This is a genomic window from Convivina praedatoris (genome assembly GCF_933208495.1).
GTDB lineage: Bacteria > Bacillota > Bacilli > Lactobacillales > Lactobacillaceae > Convivina > Convivina praedatoris.
In genome coordinates this window covers 50,412-65,982 of record NZ_CAKOET010000007.1, presented here as the reverse complement: position 1 = coordinate 65,982, position 15,571 = coordinate 50,412, and the positions used below count along the sequence as shown (strand labels likewise).

Sequence of the window (15,571 nt, the reverse complement as noted above, 5' to 3'; positions counted from 1 at the left end):
TTCGTGATTTACGAATTCTCAAAGATTATAAATAAAAGGAGTACTGAATTTTATGGTTGATTACAATTCAAAAGAGTACTTGGAACTTGTTGACAAGTGGTGGCGTGCCACCAACTATTTGTCAGCTGGGATGATCTTCTTGAAGAGCAACCCTTTGTTCTCGGTTACTAAGACACCTATCCAAGCAGAAGATGTTAAGGTTAAGCCAATTGGACACTGGGGAACTATTTCAGGACAGACTTTCTTGTACGCCCATGCTAACCGTTTGATCAACAAGTATAACTTAAACATGTTCTACATTGGTGGTCCTGGACACGGTGGCCAGGTTATGGTTACTAACGCTTACTTGGATGGTGAATATACTGAAGACTATCCAGAAGTTACCCAAGATTTGAAGGGTATGTCTACTTTGTTCAAGCGTTTCTCATTCCCTGGTGGAATTGGGTCACACATGACAGCCCAGACCCCTGGTTCATTGCACGAAGGTGGAGAACTTGGATACTCATTGTCACACGCCTTTGGTGCTGTGCTCGATGCTCCTGACGAGATTGCTTTTGCCGTAGTTGGTGATGGTGAATCAGAAACAGGCCCATCAATGACTTCATGGCATTCAATTAAGTTCTTGAACGCTAAGAACGATGGTGCCGTTTTGCCTATCTTGGATTTGAACGGATTCAAGATTTCTAATCCAACTGTCTTCTCACGTATGAGTGACGAAGAAATTACAAAGTTCTTCGAAGGTTTGGGTTACTCACCACGCTTTATCGAAAACGATGATATTCATGATTACATGACGTATCACGAAAAGGCTGCTAAGGTTCTTGACCAAGCAATCGAAGATATTCAAGCAATCCAAAAGGATGCCCGTGAAAACGGTAAGTACCAAGATGGAACTATCCCATCTTGGCCTGTAATCATCGCCCGTTTGCCAAAGGGTTGGGGTGGACCACGCTTTGACCAAAAGGGTATGCCTATTGAAAATTCATTCCGTGCGCACCAAGTGCCATTGCCTCTAGAACAAGGTAATTTGGATACTTTGCCCCAGTTCGAAGAATGGATGAACTCATACAAGCCTGAAGAATTGTTCAACACTGATGGTTCATTGAAGGATGAACTAAAGGCAATTATTCCTGCTAAGCGCATGTCAGCTAACCCAATGGCTAACGGTGGACGCCCACGCGGTGTTGAACCAGAAACATTGGACTTGCCTAACTGGCGTGACTTCGCTAACAAGATTACTCCCGAGACTCGCGGAACTTTGTTGAAAGACAGTAACCGCAACATGGATATGTTCACTTTGTCAACTTACCTTGAAAAGGTAATGCAAATGAACCCACATTCATTCCGTGTCTTTGGACCTGATGAAACTATGTCAAACCGTCTATGGTCATTGTTTGACACTACTAACCGTCAATGGATGGAAGAAGTTATTGATCCAAACGATCAATACGAAGCTCCTGAAGGACGTATCTTGGATGCCCAGTTGTCTGAGCACCAAGCTGAAGGTTGGCTTGAAGGTTATACTTTGACCGGCCGTGTTGGTATCTTTGCTTCATACGAATCATTCTTGCGTGTTGTTGATTCAATGATTACTCAGCACTTCAAGTGGTTGCGTCATGCTTCAGAACAAGCATGGCGTAATGATTACCCATCATTGAACTTGATTTCAACTTCAACTGCCTTCCAGCAAGATCACAATGGTTACACTCACCAAGATCCAGGTCTATTGACTCACTTGGCTGAAAAGAAGTCTAACTTCATCCGTGAATACTTGCCAGCTGATGGTAACTCAGCTTTGGCCATTCAAGATCGTGCCTTTACTGAGCGTCATAAGGTTAACCATTTGGTTATTTCTAAGCAACCTCGTCAACAGTGGTTTACTGCTGATGAAGCTGAAGAATTGGCAACTACTGGTTTGAAGACGATTGATTGGGCTTCAACATCACCAAATGGCAAGGTTGACATTACCTTTGCTTCTGCTGGTACTGAACCAACTATCGAAACTTTGGCCGCTTTGTGGTTGGTTAACCAGGAATTCCCTGAGGTTAAGTTCCGCTACGTAAACGTTGTTGAATTGCTTCGTTTGCAAAAGAAGTCTGAAGCTGAAGGTAACGACGAACGTGAATTGCCTGCTGAAGAATTCGATAAGTTCTTCCAAGCTGATACACCAGTTGTGTTTGGTTATCACGGTTATGAAGACTTGATTGAATCATTCTTCTTCGAGCGTAAGTTCCGTGGCGATGTCTTTGTTCACGGTTATCGTGAAGATGGTGACATCACTACTACTTACGATATGCGTGTTTATTCACACTTGGATCGTTTCCACCAAGCTAAGGAAGCTGTAAGCATCCTTTCTGGTCGTGGTGTTATTGACCAAGCTGCTGCTGATACTTTCATCGCTAAGATGGATGATATTTTGGCAAAGCACTTCAAGGTTACTCGTGAAGAAGGTCGTGATATCGAAGAGTTCACTGACTGGAAGTGGACTGCCCTTAAGTAATATTAATGGGTCAAAAAGGATTGGTTCTACCAATCCTTTTTTTGTCTCAAAAATTAAGAGGAGAAATAAAATGGCTGATATCAAAATTGTTGCAATTGATATTGATGGTACTTTATTAAATGATCAAAGAGAAATTACACCGGCGGTTGCTCAAGCAGTTGATGATGCTGTGGCTCAAGGGGTTAAAGTTGTTATTACCACAGGACGCCCTATTAGCGGTGTAAAAGACATTTTAAAGGCCTTAAAACTAGATCAGGCTGCTCAATTTGTAATTACCCATAATGGGGGCCTAATGGCGACTGCTGATGGACAACAAATTATCCATCGTAACACCTTAACTTTGGCTGATTTCAAAGAAGTTAACGAATTTATGGTGCAAGAAGGGGCTTACCTACAAGTCGAAGCTATGGATCAAGCCTATACCACTAATCATTTGATTGATTACTGGGCAAGTTATGAAAATAACTTAGTCCATTTACCACTTCATGTTCATGATCATGCAGATGAACTCGCTGGAATTGATTTCATTAAGTTGATTGCCATGGCTGAAGCCGATAAATTAAATGACTTACAGGCTAAGGTTCCAGCGGATATTCAGGATAAAATGGAAGTAGTTCGTTCGACTGCTCACAATTTAGAGTTTATGAACCAAAGGGCTTCTAAAGGAAATGCTTTGTTAGCTTTGGCCAAATATCTTAAGGTTGACCCCCAAGAAACGATGGCAATTGGTGATCAGGAAAATGATTTATCAATGATTAAAGCTGCTGGTATTGGGGTTGCCATGGGCAATGCGATTGATCCAGTTAAAAAAATTGCGCAAGTTCAAAGTTTGGATAATAATCATGACGGTGTAGCGCATGCCATTCAAAAGTACGTTTTAGTAAAATAAAATAAACTTATAACATTCCTATACTTGACATGTTTTGTTATTTTATATAAAATTAATGTATCTTATAAGGAAAGGAGCTATACACATGTTCTCATTGGATTTCTGGCACATCTTGCCTGGTTCATCAAACACTACACACACAAGCAACTCAAACAACAGCCCATTGGCTAACGTTTTTGCTTTCATCTTGCGTTTGTTTGGTAAGTAAAAAAATAAAATAATTAGTTTAATTACTAATTATTCTAGGAGAATATCGAAAGATATTCTTTTTTTGTTTAGAATTTCAAATAAAAATGGTATAATTTGTACATACTTTAGAGGAAGGAGCTATTGCACATGTTCTCATTGGATTTCTGGCACATCTTGCCTGGTTCATCAAACACTACACACACAAGCAACTCAAACAACAGCCCATTGGCTAACGTTTTTGCTTTCTTCTTGCGTTTGTTCGGTAAGTAAGATAAGTGTAGGTTTGTAATAAACCACATAAATGAGAAAGAGAGACACCTCGGTGAGCTCTCTTTTTTGTTGTCTATTGTAAGCGGAATGGTTGGCAAACTGTATCTATCAGTACGATTTTTTATTCTTATTTGAGGAATGTCTTTATGTTAAACTTAACAGGTGTATCAGCAGGCTCGATTCTCTTTTTGGGCATCGAACTTCAATAAAGACCTAATTAATGTGGATAACGTGAATATTTATGAAAACAGAAACTGGATTATATACTTTTATAAAGAAATATGCCGATTTAAACTTTAAACGGCTGTATTTCGCTCTTTTTTTAACGATTTTCTCAGCAGTGAACGCCCTGCTTTTTAGTTACAGTTTGCAATCACTAGTAAACGGCTTTTTGGGTAAGGGTATGCAAGCTCAGGCCATTATCTTTCCCATTGCTTTATTGCTCTTTGATTTAGTTTCTGGCGTTATTTCTTATTATACTCTAGGGGATTTGGCTGCCTCAGCTGTCATGCATATTCGCCAAGGACTGTGGAGTCGTTATAATTATTTTTCATATTTGAAGTTAAACGAACAGTCGTCTGGGGTTTTGGCTAGCCGCCTAGTCAATGATACGAATTTAATCTCTGAAGTGCTTTCTAGTTCATTGCCTCAACTATTAACAGGGACAATTACTATTATCGGGTCCTTTGTCATGTTGTTGGTTTTAAACTTTAAATTAACCTTGACCTTGATGGTAACTATTCCAATTTTGGGATTTTTGATTGCTTTGATATCTAGAAAAATTTCTAAATATTTTACGGAAACACAACAATTAACCGCTGATGCTAATCAATTAGCAATCAGTATTTTGCAGTCTGATTTGGTCGTGAAGTCCTACGGTGCTGAAGAAAAGGTGACCGAATTAGGTAATCATGTTTTTCGTAAAATCTATCGAGTGGTTCAAAAGCAATTAAAATTGATTGCGGTGTTAAATCCTTTGATTAACGTGATTATGATGGTGTCTCTACTTGGCATTATTGGTTTGGGTGGTTTAGCGGTTACTCAAAAATCCATGACGGTGGGGGCCCTTGTTTCATATGTCATGTTTACTTTTCAGTTGATTGCCCCTATTACTAGTATTGCTGGACAGTACACGAATATTGCCAAAGTTACTGGTGTGGTAAAGAATTTGGAGCGGTTGTTTAGCATGCCGGTTGAAAAAGCCACACCTAGTCAGCGTAAAATTAAGCAACTTGAACAGGTAGCGATTCAAGAAGGGAGCTTCCGTTATCCTGGTGGTCATTCAATTTATATTCCACATCTAGCCATTGGGCAAAATGAATTAATTCGCTTAAAGGGTAAGAATGGAAGTGGAAAATCAACCATTTTAAAGATTTTATCGGGTATGTATGATCTTGATGAAGGTGATTTTTACATCAATGGGTTTAATCGAAAAGATGTTAATATTTTTACTTTCCGAAAACATTTAGCTTATGTGGATCAAAATAGTTCTTTGTTGCCGGGAAGTATTCGTGAAAATCTTTTGCTGGGGTTTGATAATCCTAATACCGTTAAAGATGATGAAATATGGTCAGCGCTACGCAAAGTTAAAATGGATGACTTTGTGCTACAACTACCAGAAGGATTGGATAGTGCTGTTGCCGAGAATGGTGATAATTTTTCCGGTGGACAACGTCAGCGAATTGCGATTGCTCGCGCGCTTATTAGTGATTGTGACTTCTATTTCTTCGATGAAATTACGTCTGACTTGGATACCGAAACAAAAGAAATCATTGTTAGTTTAATGCGTTACCTGCATCAAGAATTAGGTAAAACCGTTGTCTATATTGATCACGATAACATTCGAATTGCTGGGGAACGAACCCTGATGGTAACCATTGATTAATACCGCCCGGATTGAGTGGCTAATCAAAAGCAATTATTGTTATAATGACTAATGTAAATGCAACGGTTAAAATAATACGACGGGGTTATGTATGTCCAAATCAAATTTGAAGTTATTTTCGCTTAGTTCTAACCAGCCTTTAGCTGATAAAATTGCTGAAGAAGTTGGGGTGCCGTTGAGTGAAATTTCGGTGAATCGTTTTGCGGACGGAGAAGTACAGATTAACATTGAGGAAAGCGTGCGAGGGGCTGACGTTTTCGTCATTCAATCTACTGCTGCACCGGTCAATGATAATTTGATGGAACTGTTAATTATGGTGGATGCCTTACGTCGGGCTAGTGCTGACCAAATTAATGTGGTATTACCATATTATGGTTATGCTCGTCAGGATCGTAAAGCGCGTTCCCGCGAACCAATTACAGCTAAGCTGGTCGCCAATATGATTGAACGTGCTGGTGCCACAAGGGTGATGGCACTTGATTTACACGCTGCTCAAATTCAAGGTTTTTTTGACTTACCAATGGATCATTTGCAGGGTGCTCCGCTCCTGGCTGATTACTTAATTGAAGCTGGTATTGCTGATAAAGAAAACGCAGTCGTAGTTTCACCGGATCACGGTGGGATGGTTAGAGCTCGTAATCTAAACAATATGCTAGGATTGGATGCACCGGTGGCAGTCATTGATAAGCGGCGACCTAAGCCTAATGTTGCTGAAGTTGGTAGCATTGTCGGTGATGTTGCTGGTAAAACAGCAATCATGATTGATGATATTATCGATACTGCTGGTACAATCACACAAGGGGCCCAGCTAGTAATGGATCATGGGGCTAAGGATGTTTATGTAGTTGCTTCGCATGCGGTCTTTTCTGGTGAAGCAGTCGAAAAGTTACAAAATTCAGTGTTTACTAAGGTAATTGTGACTGACTCCATTAACCTACCAGAGGATAAAACCTTCGATAAACTTGAAGTTGTTTCGGTTGGCGAATTGATTGGTGAAGCTATTCGTCGTGTTAGTCGCAATGAAGCAATTAGCCCAATGTTTAAACGTCGTTTCCGTCGACGTAATCAATAATCCAACACTTGATAAATTTAAAATACAGTGAAGCTCCTGTGCAGGGGCTTTTTTTGTAGAAGTGGATAACTAGTGAGATATGTTATAATTGCCAGTGAATGATTAGGGAGATGGGGGCCAATAATGCATAAAATTTTGGTTGTCGACGACGAAAAACCGATTTCGGACATAATTAAATTTAATTTGACTAAAGAAGGTTATGAGGTGATTACTGCCGCCGATGGGCAGCAGGCTTTGGACCTATATGAGGAAGAAAGTCCTGATTTAGTGCTGTTAGACCAAATGCTACCAGAAGTCGATGGTATTGAGGTTTTACGGCAAATTCGCTCTAAAAGCGATATACCCATCATTATGGTGACTGCTAAAGACAGCGAAATCGATAAGGTTTTGGGTCTTGAGATGGGGGCTGATGACTATGTTACCAAGCCGTTTTCCAATCGAGAATTAGTGGCCCGTGTCAAAGCTAATCTCCGAAGCCGTAAGGTAGCCGTTCAAAATGCCGAAGAACCGAATATGGGTGTTGAAGATATTATCCTGGGCGATTTAACGATTCATTCGCAAGCCTATATGGTTTCTAAAAAAGGGACTGATATTGAGTTAACTCATCGAGAATTTGAACTGCTATCCTATTTAGCACAACATCCTGGGCAAGTGATGACCCGCGAACACTTATTACAACAGGTTTGGGGCTATGATTATTTTGGTGATGTGCGTACGGTGGATGTGACTGTTCGTCGTTTACGGGAAAAAATCGAAGATAATCCTAGTCATCCAGCGTGGCTGGCAACCCGTCGTGGGGTTGGTTATTACCTTAGGGCTGGTGGCGAATCTCCACAATAATCACGACAGCTTGTCTGAAAAGAGCAAAAGATGGTTAAATTTTTTCAATTAAATTGGGACCGTTTGGTCATAGAATCCGAGTTAGTGGCGGGAGCTCTCTTAGCTGTACTCGGATTTTTTTGCCTTAATGGATCCAATTATTTACTAAGTTTTTTCCTAATTGTTGTTGGTGCGATCCTATTTAGCTGGGGATTGATTCTAACTATTGTTGCTAAACGTTTCTCAAGTTTTGAAGTAGTGCCAGCCTTACAGTATACCTTTGATTTTCTAGCAGAGGGCGTTGTGATTACTGATAACACTGGCGTGGTGTTATATGCAAATACGGCCCTGCAGGATTTGCAACCGGTTGAGGTTGGGCAACCATTGCCAGCAGCGTTAGCAGTAGATTGGCTAGCCCTTGAAACTAAGCCGGCACCCCTAACTTGGCAATTGGCTAATCAGCAAGTAGTGCAGGGATATAGTTACGCTTTAAATGAGCACCAAGTGATTTTTATTCTAGATAGTCCAAAGACACCAGAAGAAATTAAAACAGTTGTTCATGAGTTAAGGAATCCTTTGACGGGTGTGCAGGCTTATCTGGACGCTCTTAAAAGTAATCAAGTCGATGATGCTCAAACAAGACAGCACTTTGTAAATGTGGCCTATCAAGAAAGCCAACGGATGGCTGACATGTTAACTGAGCTGTCTAATTCCGAGGTTGAACCCGTTAAATTGACTGCGATTAATATGATCAGTTTAGTTAATTCTATCTTGGATCGCTTTCAAACAGTCATTAGCCAGCAGAACTTACCGCATCAATTAATTCGACAGCTAGATCAAAGAGATTTATGGATTCAAGCGAATGCGCAGCAGTTAACGCAGGTAGTAGATAATCTCCTTCAAAATGCGCTTAAATATTCACCAGCCGGCGGTACCATCAAAGTAAAAGTATTTGCTAAGCAAGGGCAGGGTTGGTTAGTCATTCAAGACCATGGATTGGGCATTGCAGCTACGGATTTGCCCCATATTTTTGATCGGTATTTTCGTGTCTCAGAACCAGCTGTGCAAAAGCAATTGGGCAGTGGCATTGGCTTATCTTTGGTGAAAAGTTTAGTGGAACAAATGGACGGGCAGATTAGTGTGGCATCAACTTTGGGAGAAGGGACAATTTTTTCAATTAAACTTCCCCAGGTATCAAAAAATGTCCGGATAGCTGAGAAGAGTGTCAAGCTTTAATATATAATTAAGAATAGATTAATAAAATCAAGATAATATCTCATTGGAGTTTGTAGCATGCAAAAAGACCTAACAAATGTGATTGTTATCGGCGCAGTGGCTGGATTAGTTGGTGGTGGTGGCGTCCTGGTTGGCCAGGAAGTTTATCAAAATATCCAAAATAGCAATAGCCCAGCTCGGATTAAAGCCGAAAACACAACTAAACTATCAAGTAATGACACAGCGACATCGGCCTATAATAAGGTGGCTAATGCCGTAGTTTCGGTGTTGAATTTTAAGCAAGCTAATGGCCAATATCAGGAAGCTTCGGAAGGGTCAGGCGTAGCCTATAAAAAGGCTGATGGCTCTGCTTTTATTGTGACTAATAATCACGTAATTGATGGTGCTGCTAAAATTCAGGTCATCACCAATAGTGGTAACAAGGTTATGGCAACTTTGGTTGGTAAGGATGCTTTAACGGATTTGGCCGTCTTAAAAGTTGATGCCAGTGCCATTAGCGCTACTGCTGAATTTGGCGATTCAAATAAAATTTCGGTCGGCCAACAGGTATTAGCCATCGGCTCACCCTTAGGATCACAGTATGCTTCCTCTGTCACGGAAGGTATTATTTCAGCAACGAAACGTCTAGTAGAAACCAGCAGTGAAAACGGCCAAGGTAATGGCGGTTCCACTGTTATTCAAACCGATGCAGCAATCAACCCTGGTAATTCTGGTGGACCCTTGATTAACTTAGCTGGTCAGGTAATTGGAATTAATTCGATGAAACTTTCCACGGCGACCAATGGGACATCCGTGGAGGGGATGGGTTTTGCCATTCCGGCTGATCAAGTGGTAGATATCGTTAATAAGTTGGCTAAAGACGGTAAGGTAGCTCGTCCTGCACTAGGAATTGAAATGGTTAATTTGTCTCAAATACCAGCGGATGAACAGCAAAAGACTTTAAAGATTCCAACCAGTGTAACAGGTGGTGTGGTAATCATGAAAGTTAATAATGGTGGTAGTGCAAGCAAAGCTGGCTTGAAGCAATATGATGTGGTTGTTGGTTTGGATGGTCAGAAGGTAAACACTTTGGCTGACCTACGTGAAGCTTTGTATAAGCATAGTGTCGGGGATAAGATTAAGTTGGACTATTATCACGGGAATACCAAAAAGAGCGTTACAATTACATTAACGCAGCAATTAGCAAGCTAACCAGTTGGTTGGCTTTTTTGGTATAGTTTTATTTTAAATTAGTCTGATAAAGTGCTCATAATTGTTAAATCAGTTACTTAAATTGTTTGTTCGTCTTTTACTCATATTTTTTGGAAGTATTGACAATAAGAAAAATATTTTGGCTTATAAGGCCTGATTAAGTAATTTTCATAAATAAAAAATCCGAATAAGGTAGAATGAACAGGTCTGAATAAACGCTTTTTCAACAGATGTTGATAAAATTGTGGATAACTGTGGAAAGCTTAGTCAGTATTAATATAAAATTGATTAAACCAAGGATTTTGGCCGTGGAAAAAGTTATCCACAATTACTTGATTTTATCCACAAAATCAACAACAAATTTTATTTTTTTATATAAAACACTGATATTATAGCGTTTATAGGGGTTAATTTGTTGTGAGGTATTTGTGGATAACTGTGGATAAACAGTCGGGAAAATCAATTATCTCCTCTTAAAAAAATGAATAAAAATAGAAAATGGTTAGGAAATGAAGATTAAAATTATAACGGTTGGTAAATTAAAAGAAAAGTATTTAAAGGAGGGGATGGCCGAGTACCAAAAGCGCTTGAGTCGTTTTGCTAAATTGGAATTAATTGAGGTTAAGGATGAAAAAACCCCTGAAAATGCCAGCTTAGCTGAAAATCAACAAATTATTGCCACTGAAGGGGAACGGATTGAGGATAAAATTGGTCCACGCGACTATTTGGTTATCTTAGCAATTGAGGGTCAACAATTACCTTCTGAGCAGTTTTCTAAACAATTAGGCCAGGCCATGTTGGCCGGGCATGGTACCTTAACTTTTGTTATTGGTGGATCCTTAGGTTTAACGCCAGCTATTAAAAAAAGGGCGGATTTGCTTTTAAGTTTTGGGAAATTGACTTTGCCCCATCAACTGATGCGATTGGTTTTAATTGAGCAAATTTACCGGGCCTTTATGATCCAAGCTGGCTCACCCTACCATAAGTAGAACCGGTTTCAATTTTTCTCATTTAATTGGGGTAAATACGTTGACAACAGCTATAGAATGATAGTATCCTGAAAGAGTTAGTGAGTGTAACCTATCACAATTACGGTGGCTTACTCACTTTTTTGACTAGTCTAATACACAATATGAAAGGTCTAATAGACAATGCCAGTACAAAACAAAGCGATGTTAATTACCTACTCGGACTCTTTTGGTAAGAACATCAAAGAGGTTCATCAAGTTCTGAAGGATCATGTTGGGGATGCCATTGGTGGTGTTCATTTGCTACCATTCTTCCCATCGACTGGGGACCGCGGTTTTGCACCTTCTGATTACACGAAGGTTGACAGTGCCTTTGGTGATTGGAATGATGTGGAAGCATTGGGTGAAGATTACTACCTAATGTTTGATTTCATGATTAACCATATCTCCCGTGAATCAGTAATGTACCAAGACTTCAAAGCCAAACATAATGATTCTGAATACCAGGACTTCTTTATCCGTTGGGAAAAGTTCTGGCAAGCTGCTGGATCAAACCGTCCAACTCAAGCCGATGTTGACTTGATTTACAAGCGTAAAGATAAGGCTCCAATTCAAGAAATAGATTTTGCTGATGGTAGCAAGGAACACCTTTGGAATACCTTTGGTGATGAACAAATCGACATCAACGTTAAGTCTGAAGTAGCTAAGAAGTTCTTTAAGGATACTTTGGAATCAATGGTTAAGCATGGCGCGGACTTGATTCGTTTGGATGCCTTTGCTTATGCGATTAAGAAGGTTGATACAAATGATTTCTTTATCGAACCTGATATTTGGGAACTATTAGAATCTGTTCGTGACATTTTGACACCACTTCAAGCTGAAATTTTGCCTGAAATTCACGAACATTACACAATTCCAGCCAAGATTAATGAGCATGGTTACTTTACCTATGACTTTGCTTTGCCAATGACTACCTTGTACACTTTGTACTCTGGTAAAACAGAACGTTTGGCTGACTGGTTGAAGAAGTCACCAATGAAACAGTTTACAACTTTAGATACTCACGATGGTATTGGGGTTGTTGATGCACGTGACGTGCTAACTGATGATGAAATCGATTACGCTTCGGATCAGCTATATAAGGTGGGGGCTAATGTGAAGAAGACTTATTCTTCAGCAGCCTACAATAACCTTGATATTTACCAAATTAACTCAACTTACTACTCTGCTCTTGGAAATGATGATGCGGCTTACCTACTGAGTCGTGCCTTCCAAATCTTTGCCCCTGGTATTCCACAAATTTATTATGTTGGTTTGTTGGCTGGTGAAAATGATATTGCCCTTTTGGAATCTTCTAAGGAAGGTCGTAATATTAACCGTCATTACTACACTAAGGAAGAAGTGGCCAAAGAAGTACAACGTCCAGTTGTTAAGGATTTGTTGGCCTTGTTAGCATGGCGTAATGATTTTGCTGCCTTTGACTTGGATGGTAGCATTGAAGTTGAAACACCTTCAGCAACTACTATTAAGATTACTCGTCAAAACAAGGCTGGTGACCATGTAGCTGTCTTAGAAGCTGATGCAGCTAATAAGACCTTTACTGTTACTGCTGACGGTAACGTGATTATGTCTAAGTAATTAAAATTAGCAAAAAATCCACTTTCATTGAAAGTGGATTTTTTTATGGTCGAATTTGTCCCTGACCAAAAATTTCGTATTTAATTGTTGTTAAGGCTTTAAGACCCATGGGCCCTCGAGCATGTAATTTTTGAGTGGAAATCCCAATTTCTGCGCCAAAACCAAATTGGAAACCGTCGGTAAATCGGCTAGAAGCATTTTGATAGACAACGGCAGCATCAATCTCACGCATGAATAGTTGGGCGTGATCAGCTTCTTCAGTTAGGATTGTTTCGGAGTGGTGAGTTGTATGTTGATTAATCCAATTAATTGCTTCCTGGATATCATCAACAATCTTAACGCCCATGATTAAATCATTATATTCAGTGTCCCAATCTGCTGCTGTAGCTGCTGTCAGTTGATTAGGTGCTAATTCACAACTAGCCACATCGCCCCGAAGTTCAACCTGGTCTTGAGTTTGCAAACGTTCAATGACCAAGGGTAAAAATTCATCAGCAATATTTTGGTGAATTAGCAATTTTTCCGCAGCATTGCAAACGGCAGGCTTTTGCGTTTTGGCGTTTTCAATGATGCTTAGCGCTTGGTCAAAATCAGCTGATTCATCAACGAAAATGTGGGTATTCCCAGCACCAGTTTCAATGACTGGTACCGTGGCATTTGTGACGACATGGTTAATGAAGGCGGCTGAACCACGGGGAATTAACACGTCAATGTAAGAACGTAAGTGTAATAATTCATCGACGGAAGCGTGGCTAGTGTCGGTTACGAGTTGGATAATATCTGGATTGTAACCTAGATCACTGAGAATTTGGCGCATTAATTGTACCAAATATCGATTAGTATGAATGGCTTCCTTACCACCACGTAAAATCACGGCATTACCGGATTTAATGGCCAAACTAGCTGCATCAACGGTAACGTTGGGCCGAGCTTCATAAATCATAGCCACAACGCCTAGAGGGACAGTCACGACATTGATTTTTAAGCCAGCTTGGTTAGTCCAGTTTTCATAGGGACCGGCCAGTGGGTCGGCCAGTTGAACCAAGCTATATAACGAATCAGCTATTTCGGCTAGGATTGCTTTAGTTAGCGTAAGGCGTTTCACCATCGGTCCACTTAAAGTTGAACCATATTGGTCTAAATCTAATTGATTTGCAGCTAGAATGGCATCACTTTGCTTGACTAGTGTTTGAGCAATGTTAGTTAAAATTTGGTTTCGCTGATTTAATGTTAGATTGGCTACTTGGTTAGTAGTTGCTTGGGCCCGTTTACCTAAATTGAGCATTTGTTCATGCAATGATTGGGTGTCTGTCATTTATTTTTCCTCGGCTTGAAAACGTGTCCCAATTGGTTCATCAGCTATTACTTGCATAATACGTTCAGGGAACTGTCCATCAATTAAGACCATTTTGGCTTTGTGATTAACCATGAGTTCAGCAGCGTTTAGTTTAGTAATCATCCCACCGGTACCTAGACCAGATTCAGAGCCACCGGCCAACTTACGAATGACTTGATCAATTTTGGTAACTCGAGTGATTTGTTGGGCATTAGAATCAAGATTGGGATTGGCGGTATATAGGCCATCAACATCAGAAAGAATAATTAAACCTTGGGCCTTGACGGCTAGTGCCAACATGGCAGCTAGTTTATCATTGTCGCCAAATGAATGCTGATGATCCATCTCATCAACGGCAATTACGTCGTTCTCATTCACAATAGGGACGATGTGATTGTCCAACATGACTTCTAGAGCCTCTTGCATGTGTCTGAGCATCTGAGGATTGTTGAAAACATCATAGGTTAATAGGACCTGACCGGTTTTTTGACGATAAAGCGCCATCGACTGATTGTAAATGGTCATTAAATAACCCTGTCCCAGGGCGGCTAGGGCTTGCTGACTAGGAATGTCGGTAGGGCGCTTAGTTAGGCCTAATTGATCCAAGGCGACACCAATTGCTCCTGAGGTTACCAGGATAACTTGATAACCATCACGAGAGAGGGTGGAAATTACCTGGCTGAGTTGATTAATTACTGGGTATTTGACCCGACCATCAGAGTCAACAATCGTGGAAGTACCGACCTTAATGACTACTCGTTGCCAGGCAGGATTAATTGTTTTATTCGTGTTGGTGGTCGACGGTTGCTTGGATACCATTGATTACTACCTCGTTAAATTTATCCGCTGATAAAGCCTTTAAGCCAGCTTCGGTTGAACCGCCAGGGGAAGCAACTGAAGCAATTAAACTGGCGGGATCACTATCACTAGCTAAGAGAGTTTGTGCTGATCCTAGAACCGTTTGAGCGGCAATGGTTAGGGCATCTTCAGCTAATAAGCCATTTTGCTGCCCGGCTTGTGCCAGAGCTTGAATAAAGGCAAAAACGTAGGCCGGACTCGAACCAGCCAAGGCTGAAAACACCGCAAAATTTGATTCTGGTAATTGAATTCGACTACCTAATAGATCTAAAAAGGCTAGTGCAGTAGTTTGGCTTTCATCCGTAAGACTAGGGGCCAAAGCATAGGAGGTCATGCCTCGGTTGATACTAACGTTCACGTTGGGAAGGGTACGAACGATTTGAGCACCAGGAAAGGCGTTTTCTAAGGAATTGAGACTAACATCACCGATGACTGATACTAACAATTTTTTTTGATAAAGATTAGCAGGGAGACTTTGACTAATGGTTGTTAGTTGTTTCGGTAAAAAAGCCAGGGTCACTAAATCAGCAGTTTGAAATAACTCGGTAGTTTCTATAGCCTGAATGCCTAGTTCTTCAGCTAATTTAGCGGCTGAGTGGGGGGATGCTACTAGAATATCTTGAGCAGAAATACCAGCATTTAATAGACCTTTAATCATTGCTTGGGCCATGTTACCGGCGCCTAAAAAACCATAACGTATCATGAATAACTCCTTTAATG

At 40.4% G+C, this 15,571-nt stretch carries 14 protein-coding genes; 11 read left to right on the top strand and 3 right to left on the bottom strand.

Annotated elements, in window-relative coordinates; translation table 11 throughout:
- Window positions 1–52 precede the first annotated feature (52 nt).
- The 11 genes from M4974_RS06870 to gtfA all read left to right on the top strand — a co-directional run bounded on the left by M4974_RS06870 (window position 53) and on the right by gtfA (window position 12,657).
- Window positions 53–2,500, top strand: a complete 2,448-nt coding sequence (locus tag M4974_RS06870; RefSeq protein WP_248706621.1) for a phosphoketolase family protein — start codon at window positions 53–55, stop codon at window positions 2,498–2,500.
- Between the two features lie 70 nt (window positions 2,501–2,570).
- Window positions 2,571–3,389, top strand: a complete 819-nt coding sequence (locus tag M4974_RS06865) for a Cof-type HAD-IIB family hydrolase (RefSeq protein WP_248706620.1) — start codon at window positions 2,571–2,573, stop codon at window positions 3,387–3,389.
- An 85-nt stretch (window positions 3,390–3,474) separates the two neighbouring features.
- Window positions 3,475–3,597, top strand: coding sequence for a hypothetical protein (locus M4974_RS07885; RefSeq protein WP_256465627.1), 123 nt, complete (start codon window positions 3,475–3,477; stop codon window positions 3,595–3,597).
- Between the two features lie 128 nt (window positions 3,598–3,725).
- Window positions 3,726–3,848 carry a hypothetical protein gene (locus tag M4974_RS07880; RefSeq protein WP_256465626.1) on the top strand — a complete coding sequence of 41 codons (123 nt, stop codon included), beginning with the start codon at window positions 3,726–3,728 and terminating at the stop codon, window positions 3,846–3,848.
- 241 nt (window positions 3,849–4,089) lie between these two features.
- Window positions 4,090–5,733, top strand: a complete 1,644-nt coding sequence (locus M4974_RS06860) for an ABC transporter ATP-binding protein (RefSeq protein WP_248706619.1) — start codon at window positions 4,090–4,092, stop codon at window positions 5,731–5,733.
- 91 nt (window positions 5,734–5,824) lie between these two features.
- The gene (locus M4974_RS06855; protein WP_248706618.1) at window positions 5,825–6,805 is read left to right on the top strand and encodes a ribose-phosphate diphosphokinase; all 981 of its coding nucleotides are present in this window, start codon (window positions 5,825–5,827) and stop codon (window positions 6,803–6,805) included.
- A 123-nt stretch (window positions 6,806–6,928) separates the two neighbouring features.
- Window positions 6,929–7,645, top strand: a complete 717-nt coding sequence (gene yycF, locus M4974_RS06850) for a response regulator YycF (protein ID WP_305883120.1) — start codon at window positions 6,929–6,931, stop codon at window positions 7,643–7,645.
- 30 nt (window positions 7,646–7,675) lie between these two features.
- Window positions 7,676–8,860, top strand: a complete 1,185-nt coding sequence (locus tag M4974_RS06845; RefSeq protein WP_248706617.1) for a sensor histidine kinase — start codon at window positions 7,676–7,678, stop codon at window positions 8,858–8,860.
- 57 nt (window positions 8,861–8,917) lie between these two features.
- Complete coding sequence (locus M4974_RS06840) at window positions 8,918–10,051, top strand: S1C family serine protease (RefSeq protein ID WP_248715874.1); 1,134 nt, start codon at window positions 8,918–8,920, stop codon at window positions 10,049–10,051.
- Between the two features lie 509 nt (window positions 10,052–10,560).
- Complete coding sequence (gene rlmH, locus M4974_RS06835) at window positions 10,561–11,040, top strand: 23S rRNA (pseudouridine(1915)-N(3))-methyltransferase RlmH (RefSeq protein ID WP_248715873.1); 480 nt, start codon at window positions 10,561–10,563, stop codon at window positions 11,038–11,040.
- A gap of 162 nt (window positions 11,041–11,202) precedes the next feature.
- On the top strand, window positions 11,203–12,657 hold the full coding sequence (gene gtfA, locus M4974_RS06830) for a sucrose phosphorylase (RefSeq protein ID WP_248706614.1): 1,455 nt from the start codon (window positions 11,203–11,205) through the stop codon (window positions 12,655–12,657).
- Window positions 12,658–12,700: 43 nt separating this feature from the next.
- Here gtfA and M4974_RS06825 read toward each other — a convergent pair whose 3' ends face one another.
- From M4974_RS06825 to proC, 3 genes are read right to left on the bottom strand one after another with little or no spacing between them, the layout of a single operon-like run.
- The gene (locus tag M4974_RS06825) at window positions 12,701–13,972 is read right to left on the bottom strand and encodes a glutamate-5-semialdehyde dehydrogenase (protein ID WP_248715872.1); all 1,272 of its coding nucleotides are present in this window, start codon (window positions 13,970–13,972) and stop codon (window positions 12,701–12,703) included.
- Window positions 13,973–14,812 carry a glutamate 5-kinase gene (gene proB, locus M4974_RS06820; RefSeq protein ID WP_248706612.1) on the bottom strand — a complete coding sequence of 280 codons (840 nt, stop codon included), beginning with the start codon at window positions 14,810–14,812 and terminating at the stop codon, window positions 13,973–13,975. It abuts the gene before it with no gap.
- The gene (gene proC / locus M4974_RS06815) at window positions 14,775–15,554 is read right to left on the bottom strand and encodes a pyrroline-5-carboxylate reductase (RefSeq protein ID WP_248706611.1); all 780 of its coding nucleotides are present in this window, start codon (window positions 15,552–15,554) and stop codon (window positions 14,775–14,777) included. The genes proB and proC overlap by 38 nt, the downstream gene beginning before the upstream one ends.
- Window positions 15,555–15,571 lie beyond the last annotated feature (17 nt).